A 20,656-nucleotide genomic window follows, 5' to 3' on the forward strand; every position below is an offset into this window, starting at 1 on the left:
GCAAAAAAACGTACACCCCGACGCCGCAGCGCCGGGGTGTCGAACTTAAAGTTGGGTGACGGTGATTTTTCCTGTGGTTCGACTGGCATCGTGAAACGCTGCCCCCGTGCCGTTGCGCCACTGCTCAAGCAAAAGTGCCTGGCGCTCTCGGGCGTGGGCGAGGAAGCGTTCTTTAACCGGACCATAACCGCGGACGCTGTCTGGCAACTGCGCCAGATCCTGAGCCAGGCCCAGCTTGTCCGCAGTCAAATCACTCAACACTTCGTCGAGGATGCTTTCATAGTTGGCCAGCCAGTTACGTTCCACCTTGCGCTCGTGGGTGCGACCGAATGGATCGAGCCAGGTGTTGCGCAGGAACCTGAGCTTGGCCAGCAGCTTGAAGCCTTGCAGCATCCACGGGCCGAAGCTGCGCTTTTTCGGCTCACGACCGGTACCGTTATCATTGAGCAGCGGTGGCGCCAGGTGGAAGCGCAGGCGGTAGTCGCCCTCGAAGCCCGCCTGGATTTTTTCCAGGAATTGACCATCGGTAAACAGACGTGCCACTTCGTATTCATCCTTGATCGCCAGCACTTTGAAGTAGTAACGGGCGACGCTTGCCGACAGCTTGCCCGGCTGCCCGAGCAGTGCCGTTTCCGCTGCCATGACTTGCTCGACCCGTTGTCGGTAACGTTGGGCATACGCCTTGTTCTGGTACGCCGTGAGAAATGCCACGCGGCGTTCCAGCGTTTCCTCCAGGCTTTGCGACAGCCGGCGATCTGCGTTCTGCACGTTGCCGGCTTCCAGCTTGCGCAAGACCCGTGGCAAATCTTCGGCACTGCGCCGGCCCCATGCAAAGGCTGAAAGGTTGAAGGGGACCGCAGTGCCATTCAATTCGATGGCCTGTAGCAGCGCCGCTTCGCCCACGGGCAACCAGCCTTTCTGGTAGGCATAGCCGAGCATGAAGGTATTGGTGGCAATCGAATCGCCCATCAATGCCGTGGCGATTTTGCTCGCGTCGACGAAGTCGGCCTGGGCCTGGCCAACCGCTTCGGCGATTTGTGCCGACATGCTTTGGGTCTGGAATGTCGGGTCCGGGTGTTTCTGCAAATCGCCGCTTTCGGCCTGTTGGGCAAAGGTGCGCACAAAGGCGCTGGTAATACTTTCTTCACTGTTGATCAACGCATGGGTAACGCCCTGGCGCAGCTTGGACAGGGTTTCGGTGTTGGCGCTGACCACCAGGTCGCAGCCCAGCAGCAGCGCTGCTTCACCTTCGGCAATCCGGGGCGCGAACAACTGATCCTGATGCGCGGCGATGCGGATATGCGACCACACCGCGCCGCCTTTTTGCGCCATGCCCGCCATGTCCAGGTTGAGTGTGCCTTTACCTTCGATAAACGCTGCCATTCCCAGCAGTGCGCCGATGGTCACCACGCCGGTGCCTCCTACGCCGGTCACCAGAATGCTGTAGGGCTCATCCAGGGTAACGGTCGCAGGGGTTGGCAGTTCCCAGACGTCATCCGCCGTAGCCGCCAGCGCCTTGGGTTTGCGCAAAGCGCCACCTTCGACCGTGACGAAACTCGGGCAGAAGCCGTTGAGGCAGGTGAAGTCTTTGTTGCACGAGGACTGGTCGATTTCCCGCTTGTGGCCGTACTCGGTTTCCACTGTCACCACCGACATGCAGTTGGATTTGCTGCTGCAATCACCGCAGCCTTCACACACCGCTTCGTTGATCACTACCCGGCGGGCCGGATCGGGGAACTTGCCGCGCTTGCGACGCCGACGTTTTTCCGCGGCGCAGGTCTGGTCATAAATGATTGCAGACACACCCTGGAATTGACGCAGCTGTTCCTGCACCTCGTCCATCTTGTCGCGACGCAGCACCGGCACGCCATCAGCCAGATCATGGATATGCTGGTATTTCTCGACATCGTCGCTGACCACCACCACGCGCTGTACGCCTTCGGCGGCGAGCTGTCGGCTGATCTGCGCCACGCTGAGGCTGCCGTCCACCGGTTGCCCACCGGTCATGGCTACGGCATCGTTGTAGAGAATCTTGTAGGTGATCTGCACATTTGCCGCGACGGCAGCCCGGATCGCGAGAATGCCGGAGTGGAAATAGGTACCGTCACCCAGATTGGCGAAAACATGTTGGGTGGTGGTGAAGGGCGCCTGGCCGATCCACGCCACGCCTTCGCCACCCATCTGGCTGAAAGTCTGGGTCTGGGGGTAGATCCACGCGGCCATGTAATGGCAACCGATGCCGGCCAGTGCCCGGCTGCCCTGGGGCACTTTGGTCGAGGTGTTGTGCGGGCAACCGGAGCAGTAATGGGGGACGCGGTCCATCAGGTTGCTGAACTGGCCTTTGCTGGCCAGCTGCGCATCCAGCACGGCCAGGCGCACTTGCAGCGGGCCACTTTGATGTACCCGCAACATACGCTTGGCCAGCGCACGGGCGATCATCGCCGGGGTCAGGTCGTTGATGGCGGGCAGCAACCAATCGGTGTGCGGCAGGCTCCATTCACCTTTGTCGTCAAACTTGCCGACGATGCGCGGGCGGACATCTTCGCGCCAGTTGTAGAGTTCTTCCTTCAACTGGTATTCGATCATGTGGCGTTTTTCTTCGACCACCACGATTTCTTCCAGGCCCTCGGCGAACTGCCGCACGCCTTCAGCCTCCAGCGGCCAGACCATGCCGACCTTGTACACGCGCAAGCCGATCTGCTGCGCCAGGGCTTCATCGATACCGAGGATTTTCAGTGCCTGGCACACGTCGAGGTAGGATTTGCCGGACGTGATGATACCGATCCGCGCCTTCGGCGAGTCCATCACGATCCGGTCGAGGCGATTGGCGCGGGCGTAGGCGAGGGCGGCATACAGCTTGTGTTCCAGCAGGCGTTGTTCCTGCGCCAGGGGCGGGTCTGGCCAGCGAATATTCAAGCCGCCTTCGGGCAGCGGGATATCGGGAATGATCGGCTGCACGCGATGAATGTCGATATCGACAATGGCCGCGCTCTCCACGGTATCGGCCACTGCCTTGAGCGCAACCCAGCACCCGGAATAACGTGACATGGCCCAGCCGTGCATGCCGTAGTCGAGGTATTCCTGCACGCCCGATGGTGCCAGTACCGGCATCATGACTGCTTTGAAGATGTGCTCGGTCTGGTGAGGCAGCGAGGAGGAACGCGCGCCATGGTCATCACCGGCAATGGCCAGTACACCGCCGAACGGCGAGGTGCCGGCGGCGTTGGCGTGACGGAACACATCGCCGCAGCGGTCGACGCCCGGACCCTTGCCGTACCACATGCCAAACACGCCATCGTAGGTGGCGCCTTCGAAGAGGTTGACCTGCTGCGTACCCCAGATCGAGGTGGCGGCGAGGTCTTCGTTCATGCCTGGATGGAACACTGTGTGGTGCGCCTTGAGATAGTCGCGCGCCTTCCACAATGCCTGGTCGAAACCACCCAGCGGCGAGCCCCGATACCCGGAAATAAACCCGGCGGTGTTCAGGCCATTGGCCAGGTCGCGTTGGCGCTGCATCAGCGGCAGGCGCACCAGCGCCTGAATCCCGCTGAGCAAAACGTTTCCACTGTGCTGGACGTATTTGTCATCCAGGGACGGGGGCGCACTCATGTTCATCCTCCAGGCTTTATTGTCATGGCGGCGCCAGGAGAGCGGCGTTGCCTAGTTATTGGCCGGAGTCTAGGGAGTGCTTCTGTCATCGTAAAATCACAAAAACGACGGGTCGGTATTGGTTATTCAAATACCGCTCAGTCGTCCAGCGGTCCTTGCTGACACAGCTTGCGTGTTGCACGCCCTCCGTGGGCCTGAGCATTTGATCAATACCAAAATGCATTTGAGCAATGCTCCCAACCGTTGTGCCCGAACCTCCCCCTCCCGTCTACTTCAGGCCATACCGAATGCCGTCGGGCCGGCGCTTATCGCGCGGCCCAAACGGCCCAAGGCCTCGGCTGCCAATAACAACAAGAATGTAGGGGGAGTGTTGATGATCGATGCAAAGTTAAAGCCGTTAAGCCTGGCCGTCTGGTTCAGCGTGACCGGGTGTGCCTTCATCGTCAGCCCTGGTCAGGCTGCCGAGTTTGATACCGGCAATCCCGACCTGACCGCGCGCTGGGACAACACCGTACGTTACAACCTCGGGATACGGGCCGAGGGACGCGACTCCGCGTTGGCCAACAATGCCAGCTACGACGAGTCCGATTCCAAGTTCGATCGAGGCGATGTGGTGACCAATCGCATCGATTGGATGAGTGAAATGGAGGTGGCTTACAAGCAGTACAACGGCTTTCGCATCAGCGGCGCCGCCTGGTACGACCAGGCATATGCGGACACCGATGTCGAAACCAGCCCTGGCAATGTCTACTACCCCGGCGCGTTTCCCGGTACCAGCACGTCGAGCTACACCAACGGCCATTACTCGGGCTTTACCAAGCGCTACCACCGCGGCCCCAGCGGTGAGTTGCTGGACGCCTTCGCCTTTACCCGCTTCGAACTCGGTGACATTCCGGTCAGCGTACGTGCCGGTCGACACACCGTGTACTGGGGCAATGGCCTGCTGATTGCCGGGCATGCGGTCTCCTATTCGCAAGCACCGCTGGATGGGCGCAAGGCCGTGAGCAACCCCGGTACCGAGACTCGCGAAATTTTCCTGCCATTGACGCAGCTTTCCACCCAGGCACAGGTCACCGACAAGTTATCGGTGGCGGCGCAGTATTTCTTCGAATGGGACACCACTCGGGCACCGGAAGGCGGCACTTATCTGGCGTCTGCCGACGTCGCCCTGGAGGGGCCGGACCGCTTGCCGCTGTTCAGTGGTGTATCACGGCCGTTGATCGATCCGGTCAAGCCCAAGGACCGGGGCAACTGGGGGGTGATGGGCACTTACAGCTTCGACTTCCTGCACTCGGAGGTCAGCCTGTTCTATCGCCAGTTCGACGATTACAACCCGTGGGGCCTGCAGGTGGCGCCCACCTTCGCCCGGTATGTGTACGCCGAGAACGTCAAGCTCTATGGCCTGGGTTATTCCGCTGGCCCGGTACTGGGTGGTGGCTCCCTGGGAGTAGACCTGTCGTATCGCCAGAACACCTCGCTGGTCTCCAGCAATATCAGCACCGTCGACAACCAAGGTGCCCGGGGTGATACGTGGCACATGGTGGTCAACGGCTTGTGGTTGCTGCCGCGCACCGATTATTTCGACACCGGCAGCCTGATTGCCGAAATGGCTTTCAGCCATGTGGCACGGGTGACCCAGCATGAAGAACTGTTCAAGGGCGAAGGCTATGGCGGCTGCCCGGCGGGCCAGGACAAGCACTACGGCTGCGCCACCAAGAACTATGTCGGCCTCGCCGTCAGCTTTGCGCCGCAATGGCTTGGGGTGTTCCCCGGCTGGAATATTTCCACGCCCATGAGTGTGGATTACGGCGTCAACGGCAATGCCGCAACGGGCGGTGGCAACGAAGGGAAATACACCTGGAAGGCTGGCATCAAGGGCACTTACGACGAGCGCGTTGACGTGACCCTGTCGTACATCGGCTACGGCAGTGAGCGCCACTACGCGGACGTCGCCGGTGTCGGCAAAACGGTGGTTGGCGGTTCCGGCGATGTTGGTCTGACCGACCGTAACTGGGTGTCCTTGACCCTCAGCACCGCGTTCTGAACAGCCTCTGAATGCAATGCAGTGATCGCCGGGTTCGGTGATCACCCCCCTCTGATCGGAGAATGTCATGATGGTTGATTTTCATGCGATAGGCCTGGTGGTCATCGCGTTGGCGGGTTCGGCGTTGGCCGATGACAGCTTCACCCCGGCCGACCTGGGCGGCAAGCTCACGCCGTTTGGCGCGATAGTCGCGGGCAACGCCGCGGGCACGATCCCGGCGTACGACGGTGGTTTGAAAGTGCCTGCAGGCCTGGTGCCCGGCGATGGGAACTGGCCCAACCCGTTCGCCAATGAAAAACCACGCTTGCGCATCACGGCGGCCAACGCCGATCAGTACGCCGACCAATTGGCGGCCGGGCAATTGCAACTGCTCAAGCAGAACCCCGACACCTATTATCTCGAGGTGTACCCCACGCACCGGACGGCGGCCTTTCCGGCTGACTTTCTGGCCGCCACCCAGCGCAACGCCAGCCGCAAGGAATGCAAAACCGAAAACGACGGTCTGTCGATCAGCGAAGGCTGCCGTGGCGGCCTGCCATTCCCGTTGCCGCGTGACGGTCGGGAGTTGATGTGGAATTACATCCTCAACTACCAGGGCGTGAATGGCTGGGACTGGAACCACAGTGCCTACGTGGTCAACGAAGGCCATGCGACGCTGACCAACACCAACCAGTCCACCGGCGAAAAACCTTTCTACCAATTGGAGGTGCCAGGGCGCGATCCGAAAATCGCCCAGCGTATCTGGTCGCGCATTGTCGCGCCGGCTCGCACCGCCGGGCAGGCATCCGGGTATTGGGATTACCTCGACCCGGTCGCCGACGCCCGATACGCCTGGAGCTACAGCACCGGCCAGCGCCGTGTGCGCAAGGCCCCGGAGTTCAATTACGACACCCCCAACTCGGCGTTCGGCGGGGTGGCGTTCTACGACGAAATCTTCCTGTTCTCCGGGAAGATGGACCGCTTCGACTGGAAGCTGGTGGGCAAGAAGGAAATGTTCATTCCCTACAGCAACTACACGCTGAAATGGGGTTGCGACATGGACAAGAAGCTCATGCCCAAACACATCAACCCCGCTTGTGAGCGTTGGGAGCTGCACCGCGTCTGGGTGGTGGAAGCGACCCGCAAGGACGGGGTGCGCCACGCGCAAAAGAAACGTCGCTACTACATCGACGAGGACACCTACGGCGCTGCGGTCTACGACGCCTGGGACGACAGCGGTGCGCTGTTCCGCACCGGCTCTCAGTACAACATCGAGGCCTACGGCATTCCCAACAATCCGCAACAGGATTCCTACTCGCTGTACGACTTCACCCGTGACCAATACGGCATGTTCGGCAATGGCCCGACGCGCTACCGAAAGGCACCGGTGGCTGAGCGTGAAGCCAACCCGCAGACCATCGCCGGGGGGCAGACCCGCTGACGTCATGCTCCTTTTCGGCGTTCGCCACGGGCGCCGATTTTTTTTATCCGTCCCGAGATTCCTTTATGAGCGAGATCCTGAAACGTCTAGCCGGCAAAATCTGTGTGATCACCGGCGCAGGCAGCGGCATTGGCCGTGCCTCGGCACTGCGTTTTGCCAGGGAAGGCGCCACGGTGGTGGTCACCGATCTTTACGCTGAATCGGCGCAGGCCGTGGCAGCGGAAATCGGTGCCAACGCCCTGGCCTTGCAGGTGGACGTCGGTGATGAAGACGCCTTGCGGCAGATGATTGAGCAGACCGTCCAGACCTTCGGTTGGATCGACGTGCTGTTCAACAACGCCGTGTACCGAAACCCGGCCACCACGCGCGATATCGACTTCATCAACTTCAACACCGAGCTGTTCCACAACTGCATGCGTGTCAACGTGCTGGGCGGTGTGCTGGCGTGCAAATACGCCTTGCCGCACATGCTCGCCCAGGGCAGTGGCTCGATTTTGTTCACCTCGTCCACCAGCTCGATTGCCGGTGAGATATCCCAGTTCAGCTACGGCGCCTCCAAGGCCGCGCTCAACTGGTACGTGCAAAGCATTGCCGCCACCTTCGGTAAGCGCGGCATTCGTTGCAATGGCATTTTACCGGGGGTGATTCGCACGCCTGCCATGGAAAGCTGGGCCAACGAGGCCATGAAGGCCGCCTTTCTCGATCTGCAAAACGTACCGCAACTGGGCGAGCCGGAAGATATCGCCGCCATGGCTGCTTTCCTCGCCAGCGACGACGCGGCCTATGTCAACGGCACGCTGATGCGCGTGGACGGCGGCATGAGCTGCGGCACGCCGATGGTGCCGGTGGTGCGTAATTTCCTGCTGCCCAAAGCCTCGGTCTGATGCCGATCCATTCACTGCACTGGAGCCCGTTTCATGGCACTCGAACAGGAACGCTTCATCCTCGACATGCTGGCCGCCTGGGGCGATGGCAGCGACGGCAGCCGCCCCGATATCGACCGCATCATGGCCACCTTCGCCGACAACGCCGTCTGGCAACTGTGGGTGCCGGGTGGCCCGGTGATCCGCGGGCATGCTGCGTTGCGTCGCGAGATCGAGCGGCAGATGAGTTATGTCACGCATAACCGCTGCACCACGCGCCACATTGTCTCTTCCGAGCGCGTGGTGATGACCGAGCGCGACGATTACTGCGTCAGCAATGGCATCCCCATGCCGCACTCGATGGTGGCGGTGTATGAGCTGGATGAAAACGGGCTCATCTGTGCCTGGCGCGAGTACCTGGACACCGCCGACCTTGCCAGGAAAAAAGGCGTGCCGCTGGAACAGGTGGGCGGGCCTGGCGCTGGAGTGACCGACACCCATTGAAAACGGCGCTGGTCATCAGCGCCTGATGAGGACCTTGTATGTCAACAACAATAAATGCGACCTGTGATCCGCTCGAAGAAAAGCTGCGTACCTTTGTCGAAGGGCTGCTGGGTGGGAAAGTCACTGCCATGCAACGCCTGCCGCGCTGGCGCCCGGCCTGGAACCTTGAACTGCAACGCGAGGGCGAAACCCTTCAACTGCACATTCGTGGCGAGCGCGGGGGGATGTCAGTCCATTTCCGGAGCTACGCCGGGAAGCGGATATTCTCACTGTGCTCGATCAGCAAGGCGTGCCGGTACCGCGTATCTACGGTTTCTGCGAAGATCCGCAGGCCATCGTGATGCAGTGGGTGCCGGGGAGTCGTGATGTCAGCACCGCGCAGAGCGATGCCGAACGCCATGGGGTCGCACGCCAGTGGGTCGACGCCATGGCACGCATGCATCAATTGCCGCTGCAACCCTTTGTCGAGCAGGGTATTGATCTCCCAACAGGTGCCGAGGACATGACCTTGGCAGGCCTGGAGGCCTATTACCCGCTGTACGCGCGTAATAAAACCAAGCCGCAACCGCTGGCCGAATTCGCCCTCGGTTGGCTGCGCCGCAACGTGCCACGGCACCGCACCCGGCCTGCTTTCGTTCAGTATGACTCGGGGCAATTCCTGTTCGAGAACGGCCAGGTGCTTGGCCTCTATGATTTTGAATTCGCCATGATCGGCGATCCCCTGGCCGACCTGGCTTCGGCGCGCATGCGCGACAATTATGAGCCGCTCGGGGACAGTTTCGCGGCCCTGTATCGCTACTACCAGCAAGTGACCGGTGAACCGGCGGACCCCGATGTCGTGCGTTATCACACCGCCCTGTTTGCCACCGTCAGCACGATGCAGTTCTCGGCGTCGGTGGCTACGCCACAACCGGGTGACCCCCATGACACCTACGCCGAGTTTGACCTCGCCCTGCGCCGGGTGGTGGTGCATGCGCTGGCCGAAGCCATGGGGGTCGCTCTGCAAACGCCGACACTGGACATTGTCAGCAGTGGCCCGAATGCAGCGTTGCTGACCATGCTCGCCGATGCCCTGGCACAGGTGGAAGTGAGCAGTGACTTCCAGAAGACTAAACTGCGCGCAGTGAGCAAATTGGTGGAATACCTGGGTCGTGGTGATGCCATGGAGTTGCACTTGCGCGAGCTGGAACAACAAGAAGCGCAAGACCTGCTGGACCGCACCTTCAGTGGCTACAACGAGATCGATGCAGCGCTGGAGGCCTTTGTCAAAAGCGCCGGGCCCGAATACGACGAGCCCTTGCTGCGCCTGTTCATGGCGCAAATCGAGCGCCGCGTCCTGGTCTATGGCAGCACCGCCATTGGCGCCTCCGCCAGCCACATCGACCTGCCGCCTGTCATCTGACGCGCTGAAACCTTCCTCGTCCGGTGATCGGTCACCGGACCCTCGTTTTGGGAGTCCCTATGCCTGTTCCTAATAATGCCTTCGCGCATCGGTATGGCCCATGGGCCGTGATTGCCGGCGCCTCCCATGGCTTGGGCGCCGCGTTCGCCCGTTCACTGGCCGAGCGTGGCCTCAACTGCGTGCTGGTGGCGCGCCGTGGTAACGCGCTGGCGCAATTGAAAAGCGAATTGGAGCAACGGTACGCCATCGATGTGCTGGTGGTGACCCAAGACCTTGCTCATCCGAATGCCTGCGAGCAATTGATGGCGGCTGTGGGTGAACGGCAAGTCGGTCTGTTCATTTACAACGCTGGCGGTGACCCTTACATCACACGCTTCCTCGACACCTCGGTTGAGGACTGGGGCGCCTTGCTGCGCCTCAATTGCTCGACCGTGATGCAATGCAGCCATGCCTTTGGTGCCGCCATGCTGGCGCGCGGACAGGGCGGATTGCTGCTGGTGGGTTCCCAGGCTGCATTGGGCGGTATTCGCAAACTGGCGATGTACGCCGCCACCAAGGGGTTCGCATTGAATCTCGGCGAGTCGTTATGGGCCGAGTGGAAAGACCGTGGCGTGGATGTGCTCAACCTGCTCATCGGCACCGTCGACACACCGACCATGCGTGATGCCATGGTCAAGTTGAACATTCCCGACGCTCTGACCATGACCTTGCCCCAGGCTGAAGACCTGGCGCTCCTGGCGCTTGAGGAACTGGGCAATGGCCCGACGCTGATCCATCCCGAAGACATCCTCGCCCAGGGCGCGGATACACCCGGTGCGGCACGTCGTGCCCATGTGCTGGGCAAGAGCGCGCAAGCGGCTGTGTTTATCGGCAACGACTGAGGTCACCCCCATGAAAGGTTTTGATAACGCAGAATTCAAACGCGGGTGGCAAGTGCTGATCCTGGCCCTGATCGGCGTCGCGACCAGTTCCAGTTCGTTGCTGCTGTACAGCTTCAGTTCCATGGTCATTCCTCTGGAACAGGCCATGGGCTGGGGCAGGGCAGAGTTGCAGGCAGCGATCACCGCGCTGTCGCTGGGCACCATTGTCGCGTCGCAGTTGGCGGGCTGGCTGAACTTGCGATATGGCCTGCGCCGGGTCACGTTGCTGTCGCTGCTGGCGCTGTCCCTGAGTGTCTTCACCCTGACCTGTATCAACGGTTCGATCTGGACCCTCTACCTGGGGTTTTTCCTGGTGCCGCTAGCCGGGCTGGGTACATTGCAGGTGACCTGGTCGCACCTGGTCAACTTGTGGTTCGAGGAAAACCGTGGCCTGGCGCTGGCGATCATCCTCAGCGGCTCCGGGCTGGCCGCCATCATGCTGCCGCTGGTTACCGCCTGGGCGATCGGCCGCTGGAATTGGCAGGCCGGTTTCCTGGCGCTGGGCGTATTGCCGGTGCTGCTGGCGTTGCCCTTGGCACTGCGGTGGTTATTACCGACGGCCAATGTCAGCCACAACACCACACAACTCCCAGCCGCCAACGGACAAGCTGGAGGGCTGTTACTGCGGGAGGCGCTGCGTTCATGGCGGTTCTGGGTTTGCAACCTGTCGATGACCTTGGTGGTTTCCTGCGTGGTGGGCATGGTCACCAATATCGTGCCGTTGCTGCAGGACAGAGGCCTGAGCGCCTTGCAGGCCAGCCAGGTTTTCAGCAGTTTTGGCGTGTCGCTGATTCTTGGCCGGCTGCTGGTGGGCTACCTGATTGACCGGTTGTGGGCGCCCGGCGTCGCCTCTTTGGCGCTGCTGATGCCGGCATTTGCCTGCGGCATTTTCGCCTATGGGGATTCCAGTATTGCGCTGTACATCCTCGCCACGTTGCTGGTGGGCGTGGGGGCGGGTGCCGAGTTCGATATCGCGGCATTCCTGATCGCCCGCTATTTCGGTATGCGTGACTACGGCCGCTTGTTTGGTGCCCACCTGGGCCTGATTACCGCCGGTGCCGCGATCTCACCGTTACTGTTCGCGGGGTTGTTCAAGCTCACCGGTGGCTACTCGGCCATGCTGCTGTTGAGTTCCATCTGCTTTGTCGTCGGGCCCTTGCTACTCCTGACGCTGGGTGGGTACCCGCGTTATCAGGTCGAGCCATTGAGGAGCAGTTAAACGCGGCGCTTAAGTAAATATGGACAGATAATAGAAAAATGTTCAATTATTGCTCGGGTGCAGCCTGACAATAAAACAGACAAGGAGAATGCCATGCGTGCCGCAATCATTTCCGAGCGCAATGCACCGCCAGTCGTCGGTGAGTTTCGTGAGCCGCAATCGCAAGACGGCGCAGTCCTGATCGATGTCGATACCGCCGGCCTGGGCGGCTGGGATGTCCTCGGCGCGTACCGACTCGGGGTTGAATACCCCTGTGTCATTCGCGGCGAAGGCGTGGGCCGGGCACCGGATGGTCGCCGGGTGTATTTCGGCGAGCGCTCGGTGTTGCCGTTTGGTGCCTGGGCAGAGCGCACCCTGGTGCCGCAAGCCGAGGTATGGAATGTGCCGGACGACGTCGACGATAAAACCGCGATCAGCATGGGCATCGCCGCTACCGGTGCCATCGTGCCGCTGGAAAAAGCCGCGATCCAGAAAGGTGAAAAGGTCCTGATACTGGGCGCCACCGGCACCCTCGGCCAGATTGCCCTGCAATTGGCGCGTGGCATGGGGGCTGGCAAAGTGGTCGGTGCTGCACGGTCGGGCGAAGCGCTGGGCCGTTTGAAGTCGCGGGGCCTGGCCGACGCTGTGGTGACGCTGGGTGGCAGCGATGATGTGGCTGCACTGAAGGATGCGGCCGATGGCGGATTTGATGTGGTGCTTGACCTCGTGTGCGGTCAACCCATGTTGACCTCCCTGAAAGCCACCAATTGGGGGGCGCGGATCATGACCATTGGCACGGGAGCCGGTCGCCAGCTCAATCTGGATATTGCCGATCTGTTGTTTCGCAACTTGTCGTGCATTGGCACGGGTCAACGCCCGCCCGCAGACCGTGAGCAGATCTGGCTCCGACTGCTGAAGATCGCCAAAGAGCAGCAGATCCAGGTGGATTACCTTGATTACACCCTCGACCAGGCGGCTGAAGCCTGGGCCGCGCAGGTCAATGGGCCACACGCCAAAATCACCGCCAAGATTCATCGCTGAAGCCATGAGCGCGAAAAGGGCGTCCTTGTCAGGGCGCCTGTCAGCGCTGGCGCTGGTGGCGAAACTCCTCGGGTGTGACACCGAGTTCTTTACGGAATGCGGCACTGAAGGCGGCGGCATTGTTGAAGCCGGCCTGATAGGCAACCTGTTTGATCAGCAGTCGTGAGTCGGCCAATAGCACCACGGCTTTTTGCAGGCGACTTTGCGCGGCGTACTGACGCAAGGTCATGCCGGTGGTGTTTTTGCAGCGACTGGACAGCGTTCGCAGCGGCAGTTGGCAGGCCTGCGCCAGGTGGCCGAGGGAGCGGCCCTCATCGCTGGCGCTGTCGAGCAGCTCGCGCAGAATGTTGAGTTGACGAGGGCTGAGTTTTTCCGCGCTGTGCGAGGAGTGGACGGCATCGTCGTCCGCGTCGATGAACTCGCGACGCAGGTCCAGGGCGATGCTGGTGAGCAGGCACTCGGTTTGCAGTTCGCTGGCAAAACCGGGGTGGGCCACCTCTTCGGCCAGACGCTGCAGGGAGGCGTGCAGGTAACCGCTTTGCAGGTTGAGCATGGCTTCGCTGACGCCGTCTTGCCAATTCCAGCGATAGCTGCCCAGGACGCCGAGGGAGGAGGGATCGAACAGGCAGACCAGCGCTTTTTGCTCGCTGGCCGCGTGACGCAGGTGAAATTCGGTGCCGCGGGGAATGAATAATAGATTACCCAGGGGGTGGAATCGATGCGCGCCGTGGCTGGGGAAACTGCCGAAGTTAGGCTTGGTCTGGGCACTGGTCGGCAGCATCAGGCGTAACAGGCAACTGTCGCCGGTTTCGATCAAGGCGGTGCCCGTGTTGGACCACTGCGCGTGTTCAACCCGGATGTCGAAGCCTTGTCTGGCCAATGAAGCTTCAGTCAGGAAATTACCCGACGCTTCGCAGTCGTACTCGCTGTAGTGGATCGCGTTCATGGTTCAACCTTCAGCCATTTTTATTATTGGCGCTGAAATTCGAAAGATAACGATACGTCAGGGAGTTACCCGGCTTTGAGTGTACCCAGCGCGTGAGCCGAGCTGTTTCACATATTCAGGTGACAGGTATCAGAAAATCCGATGACGAAAGGCAAAGATATTTCCATGCGTCAACTGCGCTATTTCGTTGCCGCCGCCGACGCGGGCCAGTTTTCCCAAGCGGCGCTCAAGGCGCATGTCTCGCAGTCGGCGATTACTGCGGCGGTGCTGCACCTGGAGCAGTCCATGGGCGTCAGCCTGTTCGACCGTTTACCTCATGGCGTGACACTGACCGCTGAGGGCAACAAGTTTGCCCAGCATGCGCGGCACATCCTCGACACCTTGCAGGATGCCCTCAGTGAACCGCTGTTTCTCGGCCACACCATGCAGGGGACCGTGCGCATCGGCGCCTCCTACACGGTGCTGGGTTACTTTCTGCCTGCGCTGCTGGCACGCTTCAAGCGTAGCTACCCTCAGGTCGAGATCGACCTGATCGATATGAACCGCCAGAGCATTGAGGAGGCCCTGGGCAATGGCGACCTCGATCTCGGCCTGACGATCGTCTCCAACACACCGAACCTCGACGGATTTGCTCACCATGTGCTGGTCCGTTCCCGCCGCCAACTCTGGTTGGCCAGCCAGCACCCGTTGATGGCTGCCACCTCGATCAATCTCGAGGACGTCGCCGGGCATGCCTATATCCTCCCCACGGTGGATGAGGGAGAGGCGTCGACCTTGCGCTATTGGGAATCCCGTGGGCTGGCCCCCAAGGTAGCTTTTCGCACCTCTTCCATGGAGGCGTTGCGCGGGTTGGTGGCGCATGGCTTCGGTGTGACCATTCTCTCGGACATGCTCTACCGGGCCTGGTCACTGGAAGGCAAGAAAATTGAGATCCGGCCGCTGGTGGATGTGATTCCACCCATGGAACTGGGGCTGATCTGGCTGCCGGATAACCGGTTGTCGGCGCCGGCCCAGGCGTTCCGGCAGTTCCTGATCATGGCCTGCGCCTCGTAGCCGCTACCGGCAGGTGGCTGTTCTAGTCGTTCACTCAATAATTAAATGAACACTTAATTAAAATGTGTCTATATAGTTGGCGATGCATTTATACCCTCAAATCGATCCGGAGCCCCTGCCAATGGGGCGTTCGGTCTGCTGGCTCATTACAACAAGGAGAACGCCATGCTGATTGATGTCCACGCCCACTTGCTGACCGAGGGCATGTTGAACCGCCATGAGTTCTGGGGGCCGTTCATGAAGGTCCAGGGGCTGACCGTGGGGCATTTTTCCCTCGGTACCAAACAACCGGCCAAAGCGGCTACGGATGCCGAAGCGCAGGCCAATCTCCTGGCGCGCATGACCCACGCCAGCCGTCGAAAGCTGATGGACGAGCGGGGTGTCGACAAACTGGTGATGTCCACGCCGTCCCACTGCTTCATGTACTGGGCGGGGGACTTCGCCAATGAGTACGCAAGCATCTGCAACGATGAATTATCCGCGTTTTGCCGGGCCGACCCCGACCATTTCGATTTCTGGTGCCATGCCAACCTGGCGGACCCGCAAAACGCGGCCAAGGAGATCGAGCGCGCCGTGACTCAGCTAGGCGCCAAGGGTGTCTGCGTGGGTGGGGCTAATTTCAATGGTTTGGAGGCTCACGATGAGCGCTTGTTTCCTGTCTGGGAAAAGCTGACCCAGCTGGATGTGCCGATTATGGTGCACGGCTTCAACCAGTCGATCTATTGGGGCGAGAAACATACGCAAGACAAATTCGAAACGACGTCGATCGTGGGCGACTGTGTCGATGAAACACTGTTTTTCTGGTACCTGATCTGCGGCGGCGCGCTGGATGTGTTTCCGACCCTGAAAACCTACATCACCCATGCCGGCGGTATGGCGGTGTTCCAGTTGGGGCGCCTGAGCGAACTGAACCGGGCCATGGCGCCGGACTCGCGCAACCAGCGGCCATTGATGGATTACCTGCCGAACTTTTACTTCGATCTCGACGTTCATGCTCCGGGCTTGCGTCGTGGTGTCGCCGAAGTGGTGGGCGCGCAGCGTCTGTTGTACGGCACCAACTTCGGCGGTGCCTACGACCATGGCGATCTGACCGAAGGCATCGGCTTATCCACTGAGGACCGCGAGCGGATTCGCAGTGGTAACGCGATTGAACTGCTCAAGCTGACGGTGCCGGCCAGCACTGACCGGATATTGACGCCGTGATGGAATAGCCTGCCAGGCATGGCCGCCAGGCGGCCATGCCTGTGTTATTCGCTGGCAGCGTTACGCGCCGCGATGGCAGCGGCAAAATCGCGCTTGAGGGTTGGGAAGTAGGCAATCTGTCCGCCCATGCCACCGGCAATGTCGATCGAGGCGGCGCTGATGAAGCTGGCATATTCACTGGCCAGGAACAGCGCCATGCCGGCCACGTCTTCAGGTTTGCCGTAACGCCCGAGCGGTACGACTTTCATCACCATGGCGTCGAATTCCTCGCGACTGACGCCCGGGCCCATTTCCTTGTAGTGGCGATCCCACTGACCGGTATCGATCCAGCCCATGTTCAGGCTGTTGACCAGGATATTGTCCTTGGGCAGGGACATGCCCAAGGAGCGGGAGAGGGCGATGCACGAGGCGCGGTTGATCACCGAGGGAATTCCGTCGGGCGTCGGAATCGCGCCGGCCAGGGCATTGATCTCAATGATCCGCCCCCAGCGCTGTTCACGCATGAACGGCACCACGGCCTGAACGAACCGGAAATGCCCCATCTGCAGAATGTTGGCATGTTCGAGGATGGCTTCCGGCGTCAGGGTCTCTAGATTGCCGCCACGCCCTTGACCGGCGTTGTTCACCAGCACATCGACACCGCCCCAGGCCTGTGCAACTTCAGCCACGAATGCTTTGACCCCCTCGCTGTCGGTCACGTCGACAGCCCGGGCAATGACCGCTTGGGCGTGTTGCGAGAGCTCCTTTGCGGCTTCGTGGACGGCAGTCTCGCTGCGGGCACAAATCGCTACCCGTGCGCCTTCGGCCGCGAAAGCCCGGGCAATGGCCAGGCCAATGCCCCGCGAAGCGCCCGTGATGATCACGCGTTTGGCACTCAAATCAATGTTCATGGTGGCTCCTCTTGTTTTTATCTGCCGCTGCGATGGCCGTTTTTTGCTGGGGAACATCCCAAATTCACTGGGTTTTCCGGAGCTATTGAAAGCTGAAAGAGGAAAAGCGTCAAAGACTATTTGAACGTTTATAGATTTTGTGTGCAGTATTATTCCTGGCATCGCCTGTGGCTGAAATCGGTATCCCAAGGAAGTCGATCGATAATTCTGTATATAGAATTGAAATCTTTATGTGGAATTTTTGGTTCTTATCCGTTACGGTAACTTCAGCTGAGGAGGGAAGCGGTCCTGGAGCGTGCCAGGCCTCCGTGAGCGGACTGTCCAGGCAGGACTTGCAACGATCCTGTGAGGTTTCGCAGATTGTTGGAAGGACTGTTTGAACGCACTAAACGACTGAAAATAAAAATAAAAGGTAGTGTGTATGAAAGAGAAGACCAAACAGGGTCGGCGGGTGCTGACTCAAGGTGCGCTGACACTGTTGATGGTTGGCGGCGCACAGGTTTCGATGGCGGCCTCGTTCGACATGTCGAACCCGGACTACCGTGTGCGTTGGGACAATACGGTCCGTTACAACCTCGGGATGCGCACCGACAGTCAAGACAGCCACATCATGAACACGCCGAACTACGACGAGTCGGACGGCAAGTTCGATAAAGGCGATATCGTGACAAATCGCCTCGATCTGTTGAGTGAGTTCGACCTTTCCTACCTCAACGAATGGGGAGGGCGACTCAGTGCCGCCGCCTGGTTTGACCAGGCTTATCACGACGACTCGGTGACCAGTAACATTCCCGGCTACGCGACCAGCTATCACAACAATAAGTACAGCGATGAAGTGGATCGCTACATGAACGGACCGTCGGGCGAGATCCTCGATGCGTTCGTCTGGCGCAACTTCAACATCGGCGACACGCCAGTCAACGTGAAAGTCGGTCGCCATACCAACTATTGGGGCGAGGGCCTGCTCTTCGGCGCCCACTCCGTGTCTTACTCGCAAGCCCCGAGCGATGGCGTGAAGGCGTCAACCAGCCCAGGTATCGAAACCAAGGAAGTGTTCCTGCCCGTCGGACAAGTGTCGGCCAAAGCGCAGGTCACCGACCGACTCTCCCTTGCCGCTCAGTACTTCTATGAATGGGAACCGACCCGGATTCCATTCGGCGGCACCTATTTCGGTGGCGCCGACCCTCTGTTCGAAGGTCCGGACCAATTGCCGGTGGCTGCCAATGGGGCAACGTTGCAGCGTCAGGATTCGCGCTTCGGGCGTGACGGCAAGAACTGGGGCGTGATGGGTAAGCTCAACGTCGAAGAAATCGAATCGACCTTTGGCGCCTACTATCGTCAGTTCGATGACTACCAGCCTTGGCTGGCACCGCAGGTCAAAGCGGCATCGGGCTCCTATCGGGTGGTCTACCCACGCGGCGTGAAACTCGCTGGTGTCAGTTTTGCCCGGGTCTTCAACACCGTGGCGGTAGGGACCGAGTTGTCCTATCGCATGGGCGGCGCGTTGAATGCCACCGGTGTCAGTGCCCTGGATGATGAAGGCCCTCGCGGCGATACGATCCACTTCATCGCCAACGCTGTCTACGGCGTACCGCGTAACTTCATTTCGGACAACGCCACGCTGGTCGGTGAGTTCGCCTACAGTCATTTGCAACGGGTGACCGAACACGAAGAACTGTACAAGGGCGTCGGTACGGCGGCCTGTACCAATGCCAGGACTCCCGGCATTCCTGATTCGGGCAGCGAAGCCGATGGCTGTTCGTCGAAGAACTACTACGCCGTCGCCGTCAACTATACGCCACAGTACATTTCCATCTTTCCGTCCTGGGATCTGGATGTTCCATTGACCGTCAACTACGGTCTGCATGGCAACGCACCGACTGCCGGTGGTGGGAACGAGGGAGCGCTGTCCTATTCGATCGGGCTGAAGGCAACTTACGCGCAACTCTATGAGTTCGGGTTGCGCTATGCCGACACCCGGGCTCAACCCAAGCACCTGGCGAACGGGACCGTGGCGGGTAACGGGCCCGTGGGCGGCACCGACCGCGGCTGGCTGGCGTTTACCTTCAAGACCTCCTTCTGACAAATACAACAAGAATCGGAGAATGTGTTCATGAAACGACAACTTGCCCTATCCATTGCCCTGATGAGCATGGCGACCTACACCCTGGCGGCAGGCGGTGACGCCTCGGAACTGGGCAAAAGCCTTACCCCGTTCGGGGCGATCAAGGCAGGTAACGCCGAAGGTACGATTCCTGCCTATGATGGCGGCTTGACCAAGGCACCGGCCGGCTTCGTAGCGGATAGCGGGTTCTGGGTCGACCCGTTCAAGGACGAGAAACCACTGTTTCGCATTGATGCCAAAAACGTTGACCAGTACGGGGACAAGCTCAGTGAAGGGCAAAAGGCCCTGATCAAGAAATACCCGACCTACTACATCGACGTTTACCCAAGCCACCGTACGGCGGCCTATCCTCAGGCGGTACTTGACGCCACCATGCGCAACGCCACCAGCTGTCAGATCCAAAAGGACGGGTTGGCAGTCGATCCGGCCTGCCGTGGCGGCTTGCCGTTCCCGATTCCGAAAACCGGCAACGAAGTGATGTGGAACCAGCAGGTGCGTTACAAGATCGGCACCGGCTACTCGACCACGTCTTCTTCCAATAGCTGGGTAGTCGATGCGAACGGCTCGATTACCAAGACCGCTGAACAGGCGACCTTCGAGGAAACCCCTTATTACCAGGTGACTCAGCAGGATCGCGACCCATTGATGTATGCCCGGGTGTTCTCGCGCAATGACTATCCGGCGCGACGTTCTGGTGAAGTGGTGGTACTGACCGACTTCCTCGATCCGTTGGCCAAGGCGCGTCGTTCGTTCAGTTATTCCCCAGGCCAGCGCCGGGTAAAACTGGCGCCGGAATTCGCCTTCGACACGCCGGTCGCCAGCCAGGGCGGTGTGACGCTGTTCGACGAGCTGCAAATGTTCTCCGGCAGCCAGGACCGGTTCGACTACAAACTGGTCGGCCGCAAGGAGATGTACATCCCTTACAACGCCTACAAGTTCTATTTCGGCGTTGGCAAGCAGGAAGATCAGTTCATGCCGCACCACGCCAATCCGGCGAACGAGCGTTGGGAACTGCATCGGGTCTGGGTCGTCGAGGCGACGTTGAAGCCGGGCATGCGTCACGTCTACAGCAAGCGCACCTACTATCTGGATGAAGATACCTTCGGCGTAGGCCTGTATGACGCCTGGGACAAGAGCGGCGCCTTGTATCGCTCGATCTTCCTCAGCGGTGTCCAGCTCTACGACAAGAACATCCCCTACAACGTGAAGAACGTCGTTTATGACTTCAACAAAGGCATGTATGCGTTGCTCAACGATGGTTTGAAGGGCGGCTACAAATTCGTCGACAAACCACTTTCCGAGCGTGACATGAACCCTGAAGCCATTGTGGCCCGGGTGACTCAGCGCTGACGTGATCTCGCCTGTTCTGCGTGCCGGTTTGCGCATCAAGCCTGGCAGGCAGAGCGGGTGGGTTCGCCACGTGGGATGGTTAAGGAAT

The 20,656-nt window shown here is 60.1% G+C and carries 14 protein-coding genes and 1 pseudogene; 12 read left to right on the forward strand and 3 right to left on the reverse strand.

Features of this window, described 5'->3' with window-relative positions; translation table 11 throughout:
* Nucleotides 1-45: 45 nt before the first annotated feature.
* Nucleotides 46-3,609, reverse strand: coding sequence for an indolepyruvate ferredoxin oxidoreductase family protein (locus tag KI237_RS08515; RefSeq protein WP_014338778.1), 3,564 nt, complete (start codon nucleotides 3,607-3,609; stop codon nucleotides 46-48).
* A gap of 373 nt (nucleotides 3,610-3,982) precedes the next feature.
* On the opposite strand from KI237_RS08515, the gene KI237_RS08520 reads away from it, so the two are divergent.
* The 8 genes and pseudogenes from KI237_RS08520 (at nucleotide 3,983) to KI237_RS08555 (ending at nucleotide 13,001) form a co-directional block, all read left to right on the forward strand.
* Nucleotides 3,983-5,653: a DUF1302 domain-containing protein gene (locus tag KI237_RS08520; RefSeq protein WP_014338779.1), complete on the forward strand. Its 1,671-nt coding sequence runs from the start codon at nucleotides 3,983-3,985 to the stop codon at nucleotides 5,651-5,653.
* A gap of 67 nt (nucleotides 5,654-5,720) precedes the next feature.
* On the forward strand, nucleotides 5,721-7,073 hold the full coding sequence (locus tag KI237_RS08525; RefSeq protein WP_014338780.1) for a DUF1329 domain-containing protein: 1,353 nt from the start codon (nucleotides 5,721-5,723) through the stop codon (nucleotides 7,071-7,073).
* A gap of 65 nt (nucleotides 7,074-7,138) precedes the next feature.
* Nucleotides 7,139-7,957, forward strand: coding sequence for an SDR family NAD(P)-dependent oxidoreductase (locus KI237_RS08530; protein WP_014338781.1), 819 nt, complete (start codon nucleotides 7,139-7,141; stop codon nucleotides 7,955-7,957).
* A 33-nt stretch (nucleotides 7,958-7,990) separates the two neighbouring features.
* Nucleotides 7,991-8,440, forward strand: a complete 450-nt coding sequence (locus KI237_RS08535) for a nuclear transport factor 2 family protein (protein ID WP_014338782.1) — start codon at nucleotides 7,991-7,993, stop codon at nucleotides 8,438-8,440.
* A 38-nt stretch (nucleotides 8,441-8,478) separates the two neighbouring features.
* Nucleotides 8,479-9,842 (forward strand): annotated as a pseudogene (locus KI237_RS08540) (phosphotransferase family protein).
* A 59-nt stretch (nucleotides 9,843-9,901) separates the two neighbouring features.
* The gene (locus KI237_RS08545) at nucleotides 9,902-10,723 is read left to right on the forward strand and encodes an SDR family NAD(P)-dependent oxidoreductase (RefSeq protein WP_034114521.1); all 822 of its coding nucleotides are present in this window, start codon (nucleotides 9,902-9,904) and stop codon (nucleotides 10,721-10,723) included.
* A 10-nt stretch (nucleotides 10,724-10,733) separates the two neighbouring features.
* Nucleotides 10,734-11,981 carry an MFS transporter gene (locus tag KI237_RS08550; protein ID WP_102617437.1) on the forward strand — a complete coding sequence of 416 codons (1,248 nt, stop codon included), beginning with the start codon at nucleotides 10,734-10,736 and terminating at the stop codon, nucleotides 11,979-11,981.
* Nucleotides 11,982-12,074: 93 nt separating this feature from the next.
* The gene (locus KI237_RS08555; protein WP_014338786.1) at nucleotides 12,075-13,001 is read left to right on the forward strand and encodes a quinone oxidoreductase family protein; all 927 of its coding nucleotides are present in this window, start codon (nucleotides 12,075-12,077) and stop codon (nucleotides 12,999-13,001) included.
* A gap of 40 nt (nucleotides 13,002-13,041) precedes the next feature.
* Here KI237_RS08555 and KI237_RS08560 read toward each other — a convergent pair whose 3' ends face one another.
* Nucleotides 13,042-13,947, reverse strand: a complete 906-nt coding sequence (locus tag KI237_RS08560; protein ID WP_212799525.1) for a helix-turn-helix transcriptional regulator — start codon at nucleotides 13,945-13,947, stop codon at nucleotides 13,042-13,044.
* Between the two features lie 141 nt (nucleotides 13,948-14,088).
* Between KI237_RS08560 and KI237_RS08565 the strand changes: the two genes are divergently transcribed.
* Both KI237_RS08565 and KI237_RS08570 read left to right on the forward strand, forming a co-directional pair.
* On the forward strand, nucleotides 14,089-15,000 hold the full coding sequence (locus KI237_RS08565) for a LysR family transcriptional regulator (protein WP_034114514.1): 912 nt from the start codon (nucleotides 14,089-14,091) through the stop codon (nucleotides 14,998-15,000).
* Nucleotides 15,001-15,165: 165 nt separating this feature from the next.
* Nucleotides 15,166-16,203, forward strand: a complete 1,038-nt coding sequence (locus KI237_RS08570; protein WP_014338789.1) for an amidohydrolase family protein — start codon at nucleotides 15,166-15,168, stop codon at nucleotides 16,201-16,203.
* A gap of 44 nt (nucleotides 16,204-16,247) precedes the next feature.
* Here KI237_RS08570 and KI237_RS08575 read toward each other — a convergent pair whose 3' ends face one another.
* The gene (locus KI237_RS08575) at nucleotides 16,248-17,093 is read right to left on the reverse strand and encodes an SDR family oxidoreductase (RefSeq protein ID WP_014338790.1); all 846 of its coding nucleotides are present in this window, start codon (nucleotides 17,091-17,093) and stop codon (nucleotides 16,248-16,250) included.
* Between the two features lie 421 nt (nucleotides 17,094-17,514).
* Between KI237_RS08575 and KI237_RS08580 the strand changes: the two genes are divergently transcribed.
* Together KI237_RS08580 and KI237_RS08585 are read left to right on the forward strand one after the other, a co-directional pair.
* Entirely contained in the window at nucleotides 17,515-19,176 is a 1,662-nt protein-coding gene (locus tag KI237_RS08580; RefSeq protein ID WP_014338791.1) for a DUF1302 domain-containing protein, read from the forward strand.
* 30 nt (nucleotides 19,177-19,206) lie between these two features.
* Nucleotides 19,207-20,568: a DUF1329 domain-containing protein gene (locus KI237_RS08585; protein WP_034114512.1), complete on the forward strand. Its 1,362-nt coding sequence runs from the start codon at nucleotides 19,207-19,209 to the stop codon at nucleotides 20,566-20,568.
* The last annotated feature ends 88 nt before the right edge of the window (nucleotides 20,569-20,656 follow it).

Origin of the sequence: Pseudomonas sp. St316 (assembly GCF_018325905.1) — a bacterium.
GTDB lineage: Bacteria > Pseudomonadota > Gammaproteobacteria > Pseudomonadales > Pseudomonadaceae > Aquipseudomonas.

Excerpts from the sequence above, each read along its gene's own strand:
- KI237_RS08515 (WP_014338778.1), bottom strand. The coding sequence starts at position 3,609 with ATGAGTGCGCCCCCGTCCCTGGATGACAAATACGTCCAGCACAGTGGA.
- KI237_RS08520 (WP_014338779.1), top strand. The coding sequence starts at position 3,983 with ATGATCGATGCAAAGTTAAAGCCGTTAAGCCTGGCCGTCTGGTTCAGC.
- KI237_RS08525 (WP_014338780.1), top strand. The coding sequence starts at position 5,721 with ATGATGGTTGATTTTCATGCGATAGGCCTGGTGGTCATCGCGTTGGCG.
- KI237_RS08530 (WP_014338781.1), top strand. The coding sequence starts at position 7,139 with ATGAGCGAGATCCTGAAACGTCTAGCCGGCAAAATCTGTGTGATCACC.
- KI237_RS08535 (WP_014338782.1), top strand. The coding sequence starts at position 7,991 with ATGGCACTCGAACAGGAACGCTTCATCCTCGACATGCTGGCCGCCTGG.
- KI237_RS08545 (WP_034114521.1), top strand. The coding sequence starts at position 9,902 with ATGCCTGTTCCTAATAATGCCTTCGCGCATCGGTATGGCCCATGGGCC.
- KI237_RS08550 (WP_102617437.1), top strand. The coding sequence starts at position 10,734 with ATGAAAGGTTTTGATAACGCAGAATTCAAACGCGGGTGGCAAGTGCTG.
- KI237_RS08555 (WP_014338786.1), top strand. The coding sequence starts at position 12,075 with ATGCGTGCCGCAATCATTTCCGAGCGCAATGCACCGCCAGTCGTCGGT.
- KI237_RS08560 (WP_212799525.1), bottom strand. The coding sequence starts at position 13,947 with ATGAACGCGATCCACTACAGCGAGTACGACTGCGAAGCGTCGGGTAAT.
- KI237_RS08565 (WP_034114514.1), top strand. The coding sequence starts at position 14,089 with ATGACGAAAGGCAAAGATATTTCCATGCGTCAACTGCGCTATTTCGTT.
- KI237_RS08570 (WP_014338789.1), top strand. The coding sequence starts at position 15,166 with ATGCTGATTGATGTCCACGCCCACTTGCTGACCGAGGGCATGTTGAAC.
- KI237_RS08575 (WP_014338790.1), bottom strand. The coding sequence starts at position 17,093 with ATGAACATTGATTTGAGTGCCAAACGCGTGATCATCACGGGCGCTTCG.
- KI237_RS08580 (WP_014338791.1), top strand. The coding sequence starts at position 17,515 with ATGAAAGAGAAGACCAAACAGGGTCGGCGGGTGCTGACTCAAGGTGCG.
- KI237_RS08585 (WP_034114512.1), top strand. The coding sequence starts at position 19,207 with ATGAAACGACAACTTGCCCTATCCATTGCCCTGATGAGCATGGCGACC.